This is a genomic window from Cupriavidus sp. GW823-FHT06D04, from assembly GCF_058795055.1.
Genome location: NZ_JBXAHL010000001.1, coordinates 207860 through 223143, shown reverse-complemented (window position 1 = coordinate 223143; position 15284 = coordinate 207860). Strand labels below are relative to the sequence as shown.

At 69.0% G+C, this 15284-nt stretch carries 13 protein-coding genes; 2 read left to right on the top strand and 11 right to left on the bottom strand.

Translation table 11 applies throughout. From position 1 onward, the window contains the following. Positions 1-37: 37 nt before the first annotated feature. From AC1Q7H_RS01050 to AC1Q7H_RS01010, 9 genes are all read right to left on the bottom strand, one after another. A complete protein-coding gene (locus tag AC1Q7H_RS01050) occupies positions 38-1189 on the bottom strand; it encodes an acyl-CoA dehydrogenase family protein (RefSeq protein WP_492380835.1) in 1152 nt (383 codons plus the stop codon). After that, positions 1186-2082, bottom strand: a complete 897-nt coding sequence (locus AC1Q7H_RS01045; RefSeq protein WP_013957593.1) for an SDR family oxidoreductase — start codon at positions 2080-2082, stop codon at positions 1186-1188. The genes AC1Q7H_RS01050 and AC1Q7H_RS01045 overlap by 4 nt, the downstream gene beginning before the upstream one ends. A gap of 14 nt (positions 2083-2096) precedes the next feature. Continuing rightward, entirely contained in the window at positions 2097-3110 is a 1014-nt protein-coding gene (locus AC1Q7H_RS01040; RefSeq protein ID WP_211980054.1) for a tripartite tricarboxylate transporter substrate binding protein, read from the bottom strand. After that, positions 3107-5257: an acetate--CoA ligase family protein gene (locus AC1Q7H_RS01035; protein ID WP_013957591.1), complete on the bottom strand. Its 2151-nt coding sequence runs from the start codon at positions 5255-5257 to the stop codon at positions 3107-3109. Before AC1Q7H_RS01035 ends, AC1Q7H_RS01040 begins: the two co-directional genes overlap by 4 nt. A gap of 170 nt (positions 5258-5427) precedes the next feature. Further along, complete coding sequence (locus tag AC1Q7H_RS01030; protein ID WP_013957590.1) at positions 5428-6507, bottom strand: DUF72 domain-containing protein; 1080 nt, start codon at positions 6505-6507, stop codon at positions 5428-5430. A 15-nt stretch (positions 6508-6522) separates the two neighbouring features. Continuing rightward, a complete protein-coding gene (locus AC1Q7H_RS01025; protein ID WP_211980049.1) occupies positions 6523-7764 on the bottom strand; it encodes an SAM-dependent methyltransferase in 1242 nt (413 codons plus the stop codon). Between the two features lie 234 nt (positions 7765-7998). After that, on the bottom strand, positions 7999-8637 hold the full coding sequence (gene pdxH / locus AC1Q7H_RS01020) for a pyridoxamine 5'-phosphate oxidase (protein ID WP_013957588.1): 639 nt from the start codon (positions 8635-8637) through the stop codon (positions 7999-8001). A 145-nt stretch (positions 8638-8782) separates the two neighbouring features. Continuing rightward, positions 8783-9976, bottom strand: a complete 1194-nt coding sequence (locus AC1Q7H_RS01015) for an MFS transporter (protein WP_492378350.1) — start codon at positions 9974-9976, stop codon at positions 8783-8785. Positions 9977-10283: 307 nt separating this feature from the next. Next, positions 10284-12644 carry an AsmA family protein gene (locus tag AC1Q7H_RS01010; RefSeq protein WP_492380834.1) on the bottom strand — a complete coding sequence of 787 codons (2361 nt, stop codon included), beginning with the start codon at positions 12642-12644 and terminating at the stop codon, positions 10284-10286. A 211-nt stretch (positions 12645-12855) separates the two neighbouring features. On the opposite strand from AC1Q7H_RS01010, the gene tcdA reads away from it, so the two are divergent. Further along, positions 12856-13725 carry a tRNA cyclic N6-threonylcarbamoyladenosine(37) synthase TcdA gene (tcdA, locus tag AC1Q7H_RS01005; protein ID WP_211980047.1) on the top strand — a complete coding sequence of 290 codons (870 nt, stop codon included), beginning with the start codon at positions 12856-12858 and terminating at the stop codon, positions 13723-13725. 24 nt (positions 13726-13749) lie between these two features. On the opposite strand, the gene AC1Q7H_RS01000 is transcribed toward tcdA, so the two are convergent. Next, the gene (locus AC1Q7H_RS01000; RefSeq protein WP_211980045.1) at positions 13750-14328 is read right to left on the bottom strand and encodes a P-loop nucleotide/nucleoside kinase family protein; all 579 of its coding nucleotides are present in this window, start codon (positions 14326-14328) and stop codon (positions 13750-13752) included. Positions 14329-14451: 123 nt separating this feature from the next. Between AC1Q7H_RS01000 and AC1Q7H_RS00995 the strand changes: the two genes are divergently transcribed. Next, the gene (locus AC1Q7H_RS00995) at positions 14452-14892 is read left to right on the top strand and encodes a bacteriohemerythrin (protein WP_211980044.1); all 441 of its coding nucleotides are present in this window, start codon (positions 14452-14454) and stop codon (positions 14890-14892) included. A 6-nt stretch (positions 14893-14898) separates the two neighbouring features. On the opposite strand, the gene AC1Q7H_RS00990 is transcribed toward AC1Q7H_RS00995, so the two are convergent. After that, entirely contained in the window at positions 14899-15276 is a 378-nt protein-coding gene (locus tag AC1Q7H_RS00990) for a cupin domain-containing protein (RefSeq protein WP_013957582.1), read from the bottom strand. Between the last annotated feature and the right edge of the window lie 8 nt (positions 15277-15284).

Sequence of the window (15284 nt, the reverse complement as noted above, 5' to 3'; positions counted from 1 at the left end):
GCTGCGGACGGCACCTGTCGGCACCGTCCGCGGCTTGCTACAGGCTCAGTTGCTTCGCCGCCAGGTCCTTCATGATTTCCTCGGCGCCGCCTCCGATCATCATCACCTTGACCTCGCGATACAGGCGCTCCACCCGGCTGCCGCGCATATAGCCCATCCCGCCCAGCAACTGCACCGCGCGGTCCGCGCAGAACTGGAACGTGCGCGTGGCCATGTTCTTGGCCATCGCGATCTGCGCCACCGGCGCGACGCCGTCGTCCAGGCGCGCGGCCAGGTCGTCCAGCAGGGCGCGCGTGGATTCGATGCGCGTGGCCATGTCCACCAGCTGGTGGCGCACTACCTGATGGTCGGCCAGCCGCTTGCCGAAGGTGCGCCGTTCGCGCGCCCACGTCAGTGCGTCATGGAAGCAGACTTGCGCATAGCCGCAGGCGGCCGCGGCCAGCGCCAGCCGCTCGTGGTTGAAATTCTTCGTGATGGCGGCAAAGCCCTTGCCTTCCTCGCCGATCAGGTTTTCCACCGGCACGCGGCACCCGTCGAAGAACAGCTGCGCGGTGTCGGATGCCCACCAGCCCATCTTCTTCAGCGGCGTGCGCGTCAGGCCCGGCGTATCGCCCTCGATCAGCAGCAGCGACACGCCGCTGGAACCCGGGCCGCCGGTGCGCACGGCCACGGTGAAGTAGTCCGCGCGCATGCCTGAGGTGATGTAGAGCTTGGTGCCGTTGACCACGTAGTGGTCGCCCTCGCGCCGCGCGCTGGTGGACAGCTGCGCCACGTCGGAGCCGGCGTCGGGCTCGGTGATGGCGAGCGCGGAAATCTTTTCGCCGGCAAGGATCTGCGGCAGCACGCGCGCCTTCAGCGCCTCGCTGCCCACCGCGGCGATCGGTGGCGCACCGATGGTGTGCGAGAACAGCCCCGAGGCGATGCCGCCCGAGCCGCCCCAGGCGCGCTCTTCGAACAGGATCATGCGATAGAAGGCATCGCATGGGGCGCCACCGTATGCTTCCGGAAAGCCCGGCTGCAGCAGGCCGGCTGCGGCGGCCTTCCGGTACAGCTCGCGCGGGAAGCTGCCGGCTTCGTCCCAGGCCTCGGCGTTGGGCGCCACCTCTTTCTCGAAGAAGCGCCGCACGCTGGCGCGGAAGGCTTCGTGGTCGGCGCTGTAGTAGCGTGGATTTGGCGGTTGCAGGGTCATGGTGTCTCTGATTCGGTGGCTGGCGTCAGGCACTGCGGCAGCGTGTAGAGCGGGAAGCCGTTGAAAGGCTCCGAGCGCTGGTGCTCGGGCTGCGGCCAGGTGTGCTTGGCGTTGGGCACGCCGCCGTCGACACGGATGGTCGAGCCGGTGATGAAGGCCGCCGCCGGCGAGAGCAGGAACACCACGGCCGCTGAGACTTCGGCTTCGGTGCCCAGGCGCTGCAGCGGCACCTTGCGCGCCAGCTGGCGGATCTTGGCCTGGAATTCCGGCGGGTAGGTGTCAAAGCCGCTGGAAGCGATCCAGCCGGGCGCCACCGCGTTCACGCGCACTCCTGCAGCGGCCCATTCGCAGGCGGCGGTCTCGGTGAAAGACAACATGCCGGCGCGCGCGGCGCCCGAATGGCCCATGCCCGGCATGCCATTCCACATATCGGCAATGATGTTGACGATGGCGCCGCCGTTGGCTTCCATCCATTGCGTGAAGCATTCACGTGCCACCAGGAAGCCGCCAGTAAGGTTGTTGCGCACCACGGCTTCCCAGCCCTTCAGGCTGATATCGCGCAGCGGCGACGGAAACTGCCCGCCGGCGTTGTTGAAGAGGCCGTTGATGGCGCCGTGCGCGGCCAGCACGGCGGCTACGGTCTCGCGCACCTGGGCCTCGTCGCGGATGTCGCAGCTGTGCAGCGTGATGCGGCTGGCGGCTTCCGGCTCGACGGCGATGATCTCGGCCTTCACCTGCTCAAGCTTCTCGAGCTTGCGGCCGGCCAGCGCAAGGCGCGCGCCAAGACTGGCCAGTTCGTGTGCCGTGCAACGGCCGATGCCGCTGCCGGCGCCGGTTACCAGCACCGTGCGGCCGGCGAACAGGCCGCGATGGAATACGGAACGATAGGACATTGCAGTCTCCGCGGTCATGGATTGGCCGTCAGGCCGAGGCGCTTCACCAGCCTGCCCTGGCTCTCGTAGCGCTGGCGCGCGAAGGCGGCGTAGTCGGCGCTGTTCAGGTAGGCGCTCTCCTGGTCGAACCGCTCCAGCACCTTCTGCATGGCGGGGTCGTTCAAGGCCTTGCGGAACGCATCGTGCAGCACCTGCACGGACTGCGGGTCCATGTTGCGCGGCCCGGCGATGCCGAACGGCGAGGTTGACACCATGTCGATGCCGACATCGCGCAGCGTTGGCACGCGGGCCCAGCGCCGCGAGTGCTCGGCGGTCCACAGCACCAGCCAGCGCGCCTTGCCGCTATCGACGTAGGGACCGATGCCGCCGGCGGTGACCGCCAGGTCGATATGGCCGCCGAGCATTGCGGTGATGATCTCGGACTCGCCCTTGTAGGGCACATGGTTGAGCTCGATGCCGAGCTTCCCGCTGATCTCTTCCATCGTCACATGCATGGTGCCGTTGGTGCCGGTACTGCCATAGCTGATCTTGCCAGGACGGCGCCGGGCATCCTCGACCATGTCCTGCCAGGATTTCCATGGCGCGTCGGCGCGCGCCGCCACCCCCAGCGTGTAGCCGGTCAGGTGGATCACATAGGTGAAGTCCCGCAGCGGGTCGAACTGCGTCTTCTGCAGGTGAGGCAGCCGGAACACCGGTTCAGGGATCACGGTCAGGGTGTAGCCATCCGGCCTGGCCCGCGCCACGACATTGGCGCCCAGTACGCCCGCCGCGCCCGGGCGGTTTTCCACGACGACAGGCTGGCCCAGCGTCCTGGCCGCGCCATCGGCCAGCGTGCGCACCAGCGTATCGGTGGCGCCGCCCGCCGCGAAGGGGACGATCAGCGTGACCGGCTGGGTGGGAAAACTGTGCGCCAGTGCCTTGCGCGATGCCAGGGCGCCGAGCGGGGCCAGGGCGCCCATTGCCAGCAGCGTGAGCGTTTCGCGGCGCCGGCCGTCCACGATCCCGGGTCTGGTGATATCCCGCGTCATTGCGCACCTCCCTCGGGGTTCTGAGGCTGCATCAGGACCAGCGCGTCGAGGGCGACGGCACCGCGCCCGGCAGCGCGCACCAGCATGGGATTCACTTCCATTTCGGCGAGGCTGTCGCCCAGCGACATGGCGGCGTCGGAGAGCGCGGCAATCGCGTCGGCCGCCGCGTCGAGGTCGGCCGCGGGCTTGCCGCGGAAGCCTGTCATCAGCCGGTAGCCGCGCAGGCTGGCCAGCATGTCGCGCGCCATGGCGCGGTCCACCGGCAGCAGTCGGTGCGCGACGTCGTGGAAGATCTCGGTGAAGATCCCGCCCATGCCTACCGTCATGGCCAGGCCGAAGACCGGGTCGCGCGTCACGCCGACGATCAGCTCGCACACGCCGCTTGCCATTTGCTGCACCAGCACGCCGCGCTGTCGTGCCTGCGGCAGGGCTTGCGCGGCGGCGGCAGCCACCTCGGCCGCCGCCTCGCGCACCTGCCGCGCGTTGGCCAGTCCCAGCCGGACGCCGCCAACCTCGGTCTTGTGCACAATGTCCGGGCTCAGCACTTTCACTGCGACCGGGAAGCCGATGGCTTCGGCGGCGCGCGCGGCGTCCTCGGGCGTGGCCGCGGCCGCCTCCGCGCCGACCGGCACGCCGAAGCCCGCCAGCCACTGCTTGGCCTGGTGCTCGTCCATGGCGGCGGCGGGCGCACGGGCGGCCGCGTCGCCGCCGGCCCGCGCGCGCAGCGCCATCCAGTGCGCGGTCGGCGCCGCCGTGCCGAGCCAGCCCACGTACGTGCCCAGGGCCCGGGCCGCGCGTGCGCAGTCCGGGAACAGTGCCACACCGGCGTCGGCCAGCCGTGCGCGGCTGGCCGGCTCGCCCGTGGTGGCGACGATGATCAGGCGGTCGGTCTTGCCCGCCACCTCGATCAGCTCGTCGGCCACGCGATCCAGCAGGTAGGCGGTGGCGTAGAGGAAAATGACGTCGATGCCGTCAGTGGCGGCAAGGTGGTCGAGCACGGCGTAGGCCAGGCCGCTGCGGTTGAACAGCTGGCCGGTCAGGTCGACGGGGTTCGCCACCGCGCCGAGCTCCGGCACGACCGCCAGCAGGCGCTGCTGGACCGCCTCGTGCAGGCGCGGCACGTCGAGTCCGGCCGCGCTGAGCAGGTCGGCCGACAGGGCACCCATCGCGCCCGACACGGAAGCCACTACCACCCGGCGCCCCGCGCTGCGATGGCGGAAGCCGGCCAGGTATGCCAGGTCGGTCAGGTGGGCCGGATCACTCGCCTGCATCGCGCCGATCTGGGCGAAGGCGGCGCGGTAGATGGCCTGGTTGCCGGCCAGCACGGCGGTATGGGATTGCGTGGCCGCCGAACCGGCCTCGCTTTCGCCGGCCTTCAGCAGGATCAGTGGCTTGTTTGCCGCGCGCAGGCGCGCAGCGGCTTCGATGAAGCCACTGCCGTTGCGCAGGCCTTCCACGTAACCGACCACGGCCGCGGTTTGCGGATCGTCCGCGAGGTAGTCGAGGTAATCCGAATAGTCCAGGCAGGCTTCGTTGCCGGTATTGATGAACTGGTGGAAGCCCACGTCCATCTGCCTGCCTGTGGCGTAGACGATGGCGCAGACGTTGCCGCTCTGGGTCAGCAGGCTCACGGCACCCGGGCCGTCCTGCGGCGGGAACGCGCGGAACGTGGTGGCAAATGCGGTGATGGCGCGCGTGGTCAGGTTGGCCAGCCCCATGCAGTTGGGTCCGGCGATTGCCATGCCGCTCTCGCGGGCGAAGGCCGCAAGTGCGGCCTGGCGCCCGGCACCCGCTTCACCGGCCTCGGCAAAGCCCGAGGCGTAGACGATGGCGGCACGGACGCCGCAAGCATGGCAGCGCTGCAACTGCGGCAGCACCTCGTCCGCGCCGAGCGCCAGCACCGCCACGTCAGGCACCTGCGGCACGGATTCGATATCGGGATAGCACGCCAGGCCGGCGATCTCCGCATAGCGCGGATTGACCGGATACACCTGGCCCTGGTATCCAAGGCGCTGCAGGTGGTCCAGCGCCACGCCGCCGATGCGGCTGGTATCGCGCGAGGCGCCGACAATGGCTATCGAGGCAGGATCAAGCAGCTGCGGCAGGGCGGCGCGGCCCGGTGTGCGCGCCGAAGTGGAAAGGGGCATCGTCGTCTCCATCCTTCCTCGGTCGGAAGGTGCCCCGATTCAATCCGATCGCGTGGGTGGCGACAAGCGCATGGTCTCCGGCTGTGCACATTGTGCACAAGTCTTCAGGCAGTGGCGGCCCTTGCCTGCGGGAGCGGCCTATCGGTCACCGTGCGCCGGCCGTCAGTCATTCACCGCGCCAGCCTCGCAATGATCGCCTCGGCCAGCCGCACGCAACTCAGTGGCGCGCAGCCCTCGGCGTTGTTGCTGACAATGACGATGGCAGGCTGCCCCGCGCGCAGCGTGCGCGCCACCACATCGGCGATGGCATGGCGGGTGTCGGGGTCGTCGTCGACGATGCGGTCGAAGGGTGCGTACAGCTTTTCCGCGTAGGCGTAGGGCCGGCCCCCATGCAGCATCCAGCGCAGCACCAGCGGACCCGGCGCTTCCTCGTCCATCAGCGCCTGCGCCGCGGCCTGGCGCGGCACCGGCGGCAGGCGGTCGCGTGCCGACAGGCAGAAGCGCACGCCGCGGCGGCGCAGCAGCCGGATGTAGCGTGGTGTCAGCAGTGCCGGGTCGCGCAGCTCAACCGTGTAGCACGCATGCGGGGTGATCGACGGGTCGAGCGCCGGCAGCGCGCCCAGGAAGGCGTCGAGCCGTTCCAGGAACATGGCGCTGTCGGCCAGCGGCCCCATCGGCGACAGCTGGAACAGCAGCGGCCCGCATTTGCTGCCCAGCCCGCTGGTGGCGGGCACGATGAAGTCGCGCACCGCGATCTCCGCATCCAGGAAGGCGGCATTGGCCAGCCGGCCGGCGCCGTCGGGGCCGCGCAGCCAGGCATCGCAGACGCTGGCGGGCGCCTTGACCAGGAAGCGGAAGCCATCGGGGACCTGCGCGGCGTAGGACAGGTAGTCCGCCAGCGGGATCGGCCCGTAGAAGCCGCGGTCGATGCCGGCGGCGCGCAGCAGCGGATGGCGCGAATACGCGGCCAGGCCCTTGCGCGACAGCAGGCTGTCGCCGTACTCGCCGTCATAGACCAGCCCGTTCCAGCCGGGGTAGGCCCAGGAGGACGTGCCGAAGTACAGGTTCGATGGCAGCTTCGCGGCGAGCGCGCGCAGGGCTTCGTCCGCCTGTGCGGGTTGCACGCTCTTGCCGCGCGCGGGTTTGCCGGAGGGAGCGGGCGGGACGGCCGCGCCCGGGTGGGAGGCGGGCCGTTCCGGAGGGGCAGGTGGGGTGGGCAGGGGCAGCCCCCCAAAGAGGTCTTCAGTCAATCGCCAGCGTTGCCTTCAGTCGTTGCGGCCAATGGGTTGGCCGTAGATATAGCGGCGCGACCACGGCAGCGTATCGGCCGGCAGCCCGGCCTTGTGGCAGAGCACCTGGTAGATCGACATCTTCTCGGTCTCGAAGGCATGCGCGCAGCCGGCCAGGTAGACCCGCCAGATGCGGTACTTCTTCTCGCCGACCAGGCTGCGGATGGTGTCGCCGCGGGCCTCGAAGTTGTCGGCCCAGTGGTGCAGCGTCTGCGCGTAGTGGCGGCGCAGCAGTTCGACGTCGAAGGCTTCCAGGCCGCCTTGCTGCAGCGTACGCAGCACCAGCCCGATATGCGGCAGCTCGCCCTGCGGGAACACATAGCGGTCCATGAACTCGGCGCCGTCCATCGGCGTCGAGCCGTTGTCCGGGTCGGGCGAGGTGATGCCGTGGTTCATCGCATAGCCGTCGTCGGCCAGCAGTTCGCGGATGCGGCTGAAGTAGCCGGGCAGGTTGTCCTTGCCCACATGCTCGAACATGCCGACGCTGGTGATGCGGTCGAAGGTGCCGGCGGTGTCACGGTAGTCCTGCAGCCGGATCTCGATGCGGTCGGACAGGCCCGCGGCCCTGACGCGCTCGGTGGCCAGGTCGAACTGGTTCTGCGACAGCGTGATGCCCACGCACCGCGCCCCGAACTTCTGCGCGGCGCGCAGCACCAGCGCGCCCCAGCCGCAGCCGATGTCCAGCAGCGTCTGGTCCGGCTGCAGCCGGATCTTGGTCAGGATGTGGTCGATCTTCTTGAGTTGCGCCGTGGCCAGGTCTTCGTCGCCGTGCTCGAAGTAGGCGCAGGAGTAGACCATGTTGGGATCGAGCCAGAGCTTGTAGAAGTCGTTGGAGACGTCGTAGTGGTACTGGATCGAGTTCTTGTCTTCCTGCTTGGTATGCGTGAAGTGCTGCGCCACCTTGAACAGAGCGCCGCCAGCGCGGTGCGTGGCCGCGGCCGAGAAGCCGTAGGCGACCTTGATGATGTCCGTCAGCCTGCCCTCGAAGTCGATTTTCTCCTGCACATACGCTTCGCCGAGGTTGTCCAGGCTCGGCGTCAGCAGCAGCGGCAGGGCTGCGGCCTCGCGTACGGTCAGCGTGACAGCCGGCTTGTCGAAGTGCCCGAGCGGGTATTCGGTGCCATTCCACAGCCGCAAGCTGACCGGCAGATTGGCATTCTCTCGCAGGTCGGCGATCCAGTTGTCGAGTTGCTTTTCCAGGGCTTGCTTGAAAAACATGCGCTTTACCTCCTGATGGGTTGCGGCACACGCTTCGGTCGACGCATCAGGCAAGGGTTGGTACTGAGCTGGAACCTTGCCCAATCCGTCGCGAACGCTGCAAGAAAAAAGTAACCAAGCGACGCCTGTCTCACTTTAGTCCAATTCCGCAGCTTGTGCAGCGCACCGTCCAGAAGACCCAACTACCGACCCGTTCGGCGCTGTTGGCGCATGTTCAGGTGCGCGCCAACCGCTTCAGGGCGACAGCCGCACGATCTGCCAGTCGCCTCCGGGTTGCAGGCGGAAGGCGATGCGGTCGTGCAGCCGCGACGGGCGGCCCTGCCAGAACTCCAGCGCGGTCGGCACCAGGCGGTAGCCGCCCCAGTGCGGGGGGCGCGGCGGGTTTTCGCCGAACTTGCTGCGGTATTCCTGCTCGCGCTGCTCCAGCACGTCGCGGCCGGGCACCTCGCGGCTTTGCGCAGAGGCCCAGGCGCCCACGCGCGAGCCCAGCGGGCGCGTGGCGAAATAGGCGTCGCTCTCGTCATCCGAGACTTTCTCGACGCGCCCTTCGACGCGTACCTGGCGCTCCAGTTGCACCCAGTGGAACAGCAGCGCCGCGCGCGGGTTTGCCGCCAGGTCCAGGCCCTTGCGGCTTTCGTAGTTGGTGAAGAAGGTGAAGCCCCGGTCGTCGATGCCCTTGAGCAGCACGATGCGCGCGGACGGCTGGCCGTCGGCGTCGACCGTGGCCAGGGTCATGGCATTGGGTTCGGGCAGCTTGGCCGTGACCGCCTCGTCGAACCAGCGTTTGAACTGGCTCATCGGGTCGGGCGCTACGTCGGTTTCGGACAGAGAGCCCAGCACATAGGTACGGCGAAGGTCGGCAAGTTGAGTCATGTCGCAATCATCAGGATATCGGTCGGGATGCGCGGTGCGCCCGGGGGCGGGGGCCGCAGGTCCGGCTGATTCGAGTATAGCGAATGCATCGGGGATCGCATTTGCGTGGCGACAAGTGTATCGGCAGCGCCACCTGCCGCGGGGGCTAAACCGGCGGCGGCAGCACCTTGCGCCCTTGGCGCCGCGAGTAGTAACCGGCCGCGCCCATCGCGCCCGCCATCGACAAAAAGATCGGCAGCATGCCCAGCGCCGTGCCGACCACGCCAAACGTGAGCGGCCACACCACCTGGCCGGTATTGAGCACCGCCGAGCGCAGGCCCAGTGCCTCGCCGGCGCGGCCGTGCGGCGACGCTGTGTGCAGGATGTTCATGACATTGGGCTGGGCGCTGCCCAGTGCCAGGCCCAGTACGAAGGCCAGCCCGCACATCAGCCAGAAGTGCGTGACGAAGGGGTAGGCCAGGTAGGCCAGCGCGCCCACCAGCAGCGCGCTGCGGATGATTTTCCACTCCGAGAGCCGGCGCGACACCGCCGGCATCGCCACGCGGATGGCAAAGGTGGCCATGGCGAAAGCGCCCAGCACCCAGCCGATCGATGACGGCGACAGGCCGATGCGCGAGCCCTGGATCGGGATCAGGAAGGCGTGCAGGTCCCATGCGGCGGACAGCACCGCACTGGCGATGAAGACCGCGCGCAGCTCGGGTTGCTGCAGCAGGTCCAGCGTGGAGTGGCGGCTGCCGTCCTCGATGGCGATGCGCCCGGCATTGCCGCCTTGCGCCGGCAGGCGCGGACGCAGCCATTGCAGGCCGGCCTGGCCGACCAGCGCCACCGTCACCAGCACCATGAAGGCGGGGCGGAAGCCCGCATGTTCGATCACGTAGCCCATCGTCACCGGCCCGAGCGTGCCGGACACCGACAGCCCCAGCGCATGCCAGGTGTAGTTGCGCAGCCGGGTCTCATTGGTGGAAACCTGGCCGATCAGCAGCTGCATCGCCACCTGCACCAGCATGAAGCCCACGCCGATCAGCGCGCATGACAGGTACAGCGCGCCGAGGTCGTGCCAGAGCACCGGCAGCAGCGTGCCCGCCACCACCATCAGCGAGCCCGCGGTCATCGGCTTGCGCGGCCCGATCTCGTCGATGTGCTTGCCGGCGCGGATTGCCAGCAGCATCGGCAGCACCGCATACAGCGACATCAGCACGCCGAGCGTGACGGTGGAGGCTTTGAGGGAAATCGCGAACAGCGACACCACCACGCGGCTGGCATTGAAGGCCACGTGGTTGCACACCGTCAGCGCGATCAGCCAGGTGATCGGCGGGACGGCGGCGTGCGGCAGCGACATGGGAACGGGGGCTCGCAGTGGCCGCGCTCATGGCGGCCGGCGGCCGTGCCGAGGCGGGAAACAAAGAGGAAACAAAGGGCGGCCGCAGCCGCGCCTTCAGAAGGATGCAACGGGCGAACCCGCACCGCACCCGATGCTTGCCATGCTTAAACTTCTTATAAATGGCCGTTTAATTATGCGCCGGGCGTGGGCGCGGCACAACGGCTGCGTGCGGCACGATGTCGCAGCGGGGCAAAGTGTTGCGATTTTGCTTCAGACAAGGGCGGCCATGTGGCCGCCAGGCGACGCGCCTTGGTTCGCACGCGCCTCAACCGCCCTTGTACAGGGCGTCGTTGTCCGGGCGCGCCGGTGCTGGCGCCGGCTTGCGCACCTCGCGCTCGCTGGCGCGTGCCGGCTCGCGGGTCTGGGCGTCAGCCTGCGCGGCGGTGCCCGGCGTTTCCTTCGGGATCGGCTTGCCGGCGGTCATGCCGGCGGTCTTGCCGGTCCTGGGATCCTTGTAGGTCTTGCCCGGCGGCGGCGCGACCGGGCGTTTGCGCAGGTCGGCCAGCAGCGTTGCGCACAGGTTGTCTTCGCCGCCCGGCGACAGGTCCACCAGCGGCAGCACCGCCGTCGCCACCGGTGCCAGCAGGGCCAGCGACAGCGCGCCGCCGGCGCGCAGTGCCAGCACGCCGATATCGGGGCTGACGGACGGCTTCTTCATGGTGCCGCCCACGTAGAGCGGAGAGCGCAGCGAGAACACGCGCAGGCCCTTGGAGTCCGGGTGGATGGTCAGCGCCAGCTTTTCATTGCGCAGGTCGATGCCGCCGGTGGTCTCGATCACCGCATCGTCGGTATCCAGCACGAAGGTGCGCGCGCGCGCGATGCCGTCGGTGAAGGCAAAGTCGCTGACGCCGCAGTTGATCCGCACCGGCCTGTCGCCGAACAGCTTGCGGATCACCACGCTGCCCACGTTCAGCCCCATCGCTTCAAGCAGGAACTTGCTGACCGTGCCGTTCTCGACCAGCAGCTTGGCTTCGCCGTTGGAAGAGGCCATCAGCGCCGCCACTGAATTGCCGGTGGCCGAGAGCTTGGCGCTGCCGTTGAGTTCGCCGATGCTGGCGCGCATCAGGTCAAAGGTGGGGAACAGCTGCTTGAGCTTCATGTGGCGCGCGGTCATGTCGACCGTGGCCCCCATCGGCTCGCGCTTGCCATCGAGGCGCATGGTCGACACCAGGTTGCCGCCGGCCACGCCGAAGTTGAGCGGGTCGAGCAGCAGCACGCCGTCCTGCAGCTTCAGGTGGGTGACCAGGTCGCTGATCGGCAGTTCGGCGTCGCGGATGATGCGCTTGCCGGTAACGTGCACGTCGGCATCGATCTCGTCCCAGCGCTCGGTTCGGAACGGGGCCACCGGCAGCGCCTTGTCGGCGGGCTGGGCTACCGGGCTGTCCTTGGCGGGGCGGCCGGGCCTGGCATCGGCCCCAATCAGCGGGGCCAGGTCGACAAAGCGCAGCTGGTTCGACACCAGGTTGCCCGCCAGCAGTGGACGCGGGTCACGCTTGGTGAAGGTCAGCGTGCCGGACAGGTCGCTGCCGCCGACGCGGCCGGTGAACTTCTGGTACTCGTATATCGAGCCTTGCTTGCGCAGCGTCGCCATCAGGCGGCCGCGGGTTTGGTATGGCGGCGTGGACGGCAGCACCACGCCGGTCAGCGCATAGAGCTTGGCCATGCTGTCGCCGGTCAGCGTCAGATGCACGTCCAGCGCGGCCAGATGCGCGGGGTTGGTCACGGTGCCTTCGATCACGGCGCGGGTGGTGCCAACCCGCACATCGGCCAGGATCGGGAAGGGCACGTCGGTGTTGCGCAGGCTCAGCACCGTGCCGGCCTTGCCGCTGGCGTTGATGGTGGCCTCGTTGTAGCGGCCGGTGGCTTTCCAGCGCACACCGTAGCGGCCGTTGGCTGCGATGGCCGACGCCGGCGGGCCCGATGCGCCGGGTGCGCTGGCTCCGCCGGACGCCGAAGCCACCGGTGCGGAGGCTGCCGCGCCGGCACTGGCGGGCGGCCCGGGCGGCACCTGGGAGGCCTCGGGTGCCACCAGTGCGCCGTCGCGGGCCTTGTCATAGAGCGGGTTGTCGCCGATCGTGTCGAGCTCCGCCTGCAGCTCGATCTTCTTGAACTGGTCAGTCAGCGCCAGGTTGCCGCGCGCCAGCACCACCTCGCCGATATCCAGCTCCCATTCGGACGGGCCCTTCTTGGGGCCGAACTCAAGGGTCCAGTTGTTGCGGGCGTCCGGCAGGCGTTCCAGCCACACCGCCGGGCTGTCGACGACAATGGTCGGCACCGCGATCTGGTGCGCTAGCAGCGGTATCGGACGCAGCACGAAGATCAGTTCGCGCACGGTTGCCAGATGCGGCTGTTTGGCCCAGTCGGTATTGCCGATGGTGATGTCGCGCGCCGACAGCCGCGGCCACGGCACAAGGGTGCGCCAGCCTTTCTCGCCCTCGCCGTGGCGCCAGGTCACGGTCAGATCGCCATTGATGGCGAAGGGCCGGCCGATGGCCTCCGAGACGCGGTCGTTGAGCCAGGGCTTGAGGCGGTTCCAGTCGAAGGTCAGGATCACGACCACCAGCAGCGCGATCAGCGCAACCGGTGTCAGCACACTCCACAGAACAACCTTGCGGCGCACGGGCATGAGGCGGGCTCTCCTGTCTGGCGGGGGCAGGGCCGGGGCCGCCCACGCCAGCGCGGGGCGGCGAACGGACCACTGCACGTCTATTGTATAGTTGCGCGCTTCCTGTCTTTGTCGGGGATTGGCTGACATCGCCGCCGGAAAATGCCGGATTCTTGCCCCGCTGCAGCCGGGCGCCGACCCTGCCGATCTCCATCGACCCGATTCCTCCAGCATGAACGATGCCGCACACGAGCTGGCCGGCCTGCCCGAGCCGCTGACCCACGAAAGCCCGGCCGAAGATGACTACCACCGCCGCTTCGGCGGCGTGGCACGGCTCTATGGCGCCGCCGGCCTGGCCCGCCTGGAGGCGGCCAGCGTGTGCGTGGTCGGCATTGGCGGCGTCGGCAGCTGGGCGGCCGAGGCGCTGGCGCGCAATGCGGTCGGGCGCATCACGCTGATCGACCTGGACCATATCGCGCTGTCCAACACCAACCGCCAGATCCATGCGCTGGGCGATGCCTACGGGCGCGCCAAGGTCGAGGCGATGGCCGAGCGCATCGTGGCCATCAACCCGCGCTGCCAGGTGACGCAGGTCGATGATTTCGTCACGCCGGACAACGTGCCCGAGCTGCTTGGCGCCGGCTATGACTACGTGATCGACGCCATCGACGCGGTGCGCGTCAAGACCGGGATGCTCGGCTGGGCCCGGCGCCAGGGCGTGCCGGTGATCACCTGCGGCGGCGCGGGCGGCCAGCTCGACCCCACGCGCGTGCGTATCGACGACCTGGCGCGCACGATCCAGGACCCGCTGCTGTCCAAGGTGCGCGCCGGCCTGCGCAAGCAATGGGGCTTTACGCGCGACCCGAAGAAGAAGTTCGGCATCGCTGCGGTCTATTCGGACGAGCCGCTGCAATACCCCGAACCCGAGCAGCAGGCCTGCGAGATCGACGAGGCGCCGCCGCTGGACGGGCAGCCGGGCCAGCCAGCCATGCGCGGCCCCCAGGGGCTGGCGTGCGCGGGCTTTGGCTCGTCGGTGGCGGTGACGGCGGTGTTCGGCTTTGTCGCGGCGTCGGCGGTGATCGGCGAGATCGCGCGCGGTTGAAGGCCGCGCGGGCCGCTCAGGCGCTCAGGCGCTCAGCGCGCTCAGCAGCCCGTCGATCTCGGCGTCGCCGGGTGCCTGGTTGTCGAAAAAGATCAGTTCCGGATAGTCCGCGGGTGCCGGCATGAAGCGCCGGGTGCGGTAGGCCTCCCAGTGGCTCAGCTTGTAGGCGTCGTTGGGATTGCCGCGCCGGATGATGCGCGCATGGGCCTCGTCTTCAGGCAGATGGACCCAGACCGTGCGCACCGTGGTGCCGGCGGGCACGTGCAGCCAGTCGGGGTCATGCAGCAGGTGGGCTTTGACCTCTCGCGACAGCGGGCCGATCACGATCACGCTGATGCCCAGCGCCAGGTTCTCGCGCGCGGTGTCGAGCAGGCCCTGGTATTCCGGGTCGCGCAGGTTGTCCAGGTAGGCCGGGCTGTCGCGGTCATTGGGGTCGCCGGTGATCGCGGCCATGGCCGCGGCGCTGTAGCGGCCGTACAGGGTGTCCTTGTCGAGCAGGCAGAAGGGCTCGCCGGTGGCCTGCATCAGCGGGCCGATCAGGCGGTGGGCGAGGGTGGTCTTGCCGGTGCCGGCATGGCCGCAGAAGAAGATCAGTCGTGGCATGAGGGATAGGTGTAGCGGACAGGGCGCATCGCTCACAGCATACCCCTGGCTTGCGCCAGATCAGGCCCGGGCCGCGCCGATTCGGTATCCTTGCCGTTTTTCCCCACGATTGCCGTCGATCCCATGGACGCCAAAGACCAGCTTTCCTCCGCCGGCCTGCCGGACCACCTCCATCTGGGCGAACCGGTCACCGACGCCACCCATGCCGAGTTCGTGCAGCTGCTGGCCGCGGTGGCCGGCGCCGACGACGCCGGCTTCCTGGCGGCGATGGACGCATGGATCGACCATACCCGCCATCATTTCGCCCAGGAAGAGCAGTGGATGGCGGCGATGGGCTTCGGCCCGCGCCATTGCCACGCGGGCGAGCACCAGCAGGTGCTGGCCGTGGCCGTCGCGGTACGCGACAAGGTGCACACCGATGCCGAGTTCCAGCTGGGCCGCCGCCTGGTGGCCGAGCTCTCGGGCTGGTTCGACCATCATGTCAAGTCGATGGACGCGATGATGGTGGAGCATATGCGCGAACACGGCTTCACGCTGGTCGAAGGCCCCGTCACCGCGGCCTGAGCACCGTCAGGCCGGGTGCGCGGCGTCGCGGTCGATCACCACGAAATACTTGCGCACCGGCGCCAGCACCTCGAACAGCCCGGTAAAGCCGGCCGGGATCACGCATGCGTCGCCGGGACCGAAGTCGCTGGCCTGGCCGGCATCGTCGCTGATGCGGATCCGGCCGCTGATGACATGGAAGAACTCTTCCTTGCCGGCCGGGAAGGCGATGCGCCACGCCCCCGGCTCGCACGCCCAGATGCCGCAGTCGAAATCGCCGTGCTGCGCGCTGTAGTGCGTCCAGGTGGTGCGGTCGGGGTTGCCTGACACCAGCCGGTCCGGGCGCGGGCGGTCGTGGCTGGGGGCGGGCTCGGTCTTGAAGTCGATCAGGCGGGGCGCTGGCATGGCGGATG

Excerpts from the sequence above, each read along its gene's own strand:
- AC1Q7H_RS01040 (WP_211980054.1), bottom strand. The coding sequence starts at position 3,110 with ATGACGCGGGATATCACCAGACCCGGGATCGTGGACGGCCGGCGCCGC.
- AC1Q7H_RS01000 (WP_211980045.1), bottom strand. The coding sequence starts at position 14,328 with ATGCCACGACTGATCTTCTTCTGCGGCCATGCCGGCACCGGCAAGACC.
- AC1Q7H_RS01010 (WP_492380834.1), bottom strand. The coding sequence starts at position 12,644 with ATGCCCGTGCGCCGCAAGGTTGTTCTGTGGAGTGTGCTGACACCGGTT.
- AC1Q7H_RS00990 (WP_013957582.1), bottom strand. The coding sequence starts at position 15,276 with ATGCCAGCGCCCCGCCTGATCGACTTCAAGACCGAGCCCGCCCCCAGC.
- AC1Q7H_RS01015 (WP_492378350.1), bottom strand. The coding sequence starts at position 9,976 with ATGTCGCTGCCGCACGCCGCCGTCCCGCCGATCACCTGGCTGATCGCG.
- AC1Q7H_RS01025 (WP_211980049.1), bottom strand. The coding sequence starts at position 7,764 with ATGTTTTTCAAGCAAGCCCTGGAAAAGCAACTCGACAACTGGATCGCC.
- AC1Q7H_RS01035 (WP_013957591.1), bottom strand. The coding sequence starts at position 5,257 with ATGCCCCTTTCCACTTCGGCGCGCACACCGGGCCGCGCCGCCCTGCCG.
- tcdA (WP_211980047.1), top strand. The coding sequence starts at position 12,856 with ATGAACGATGCCGCACACGAGCTGGCCGGCCTGCCCGAGCCGCTGACC.
- pdxH (WP_013957588.1), bottom strand. The coding sequence starts at position 8,637 with ATGACTCAACTTGCCGACCTTCGCCGTACCTATGTGCTGGGCTCTCTG.
- AC1Q7H_RS00995 (WP_211980044.1), top strand. The coding sequence starts at position 14,452 with ATGGACGCCAAAGACCAGCTTTCCTCCGCCGGCCTGCCGGACCACCTC.
- AC1Q7H_RS01045 (WP_013957593.1), bottom strand. The coding sequence starts at position 2,082 with ATGTCCTATCGTTCCGTATTCCATCGCGGCCTGTTCGCCGGCCGCACG.
- AC1Q7H_RS01050 (WP_492380835.1), bottom strand. The coding sequence starts at position 1,189 with ATGACCCTGCAACCGCCAAATCCACGCTACTACAGCGCCGACCACGAA.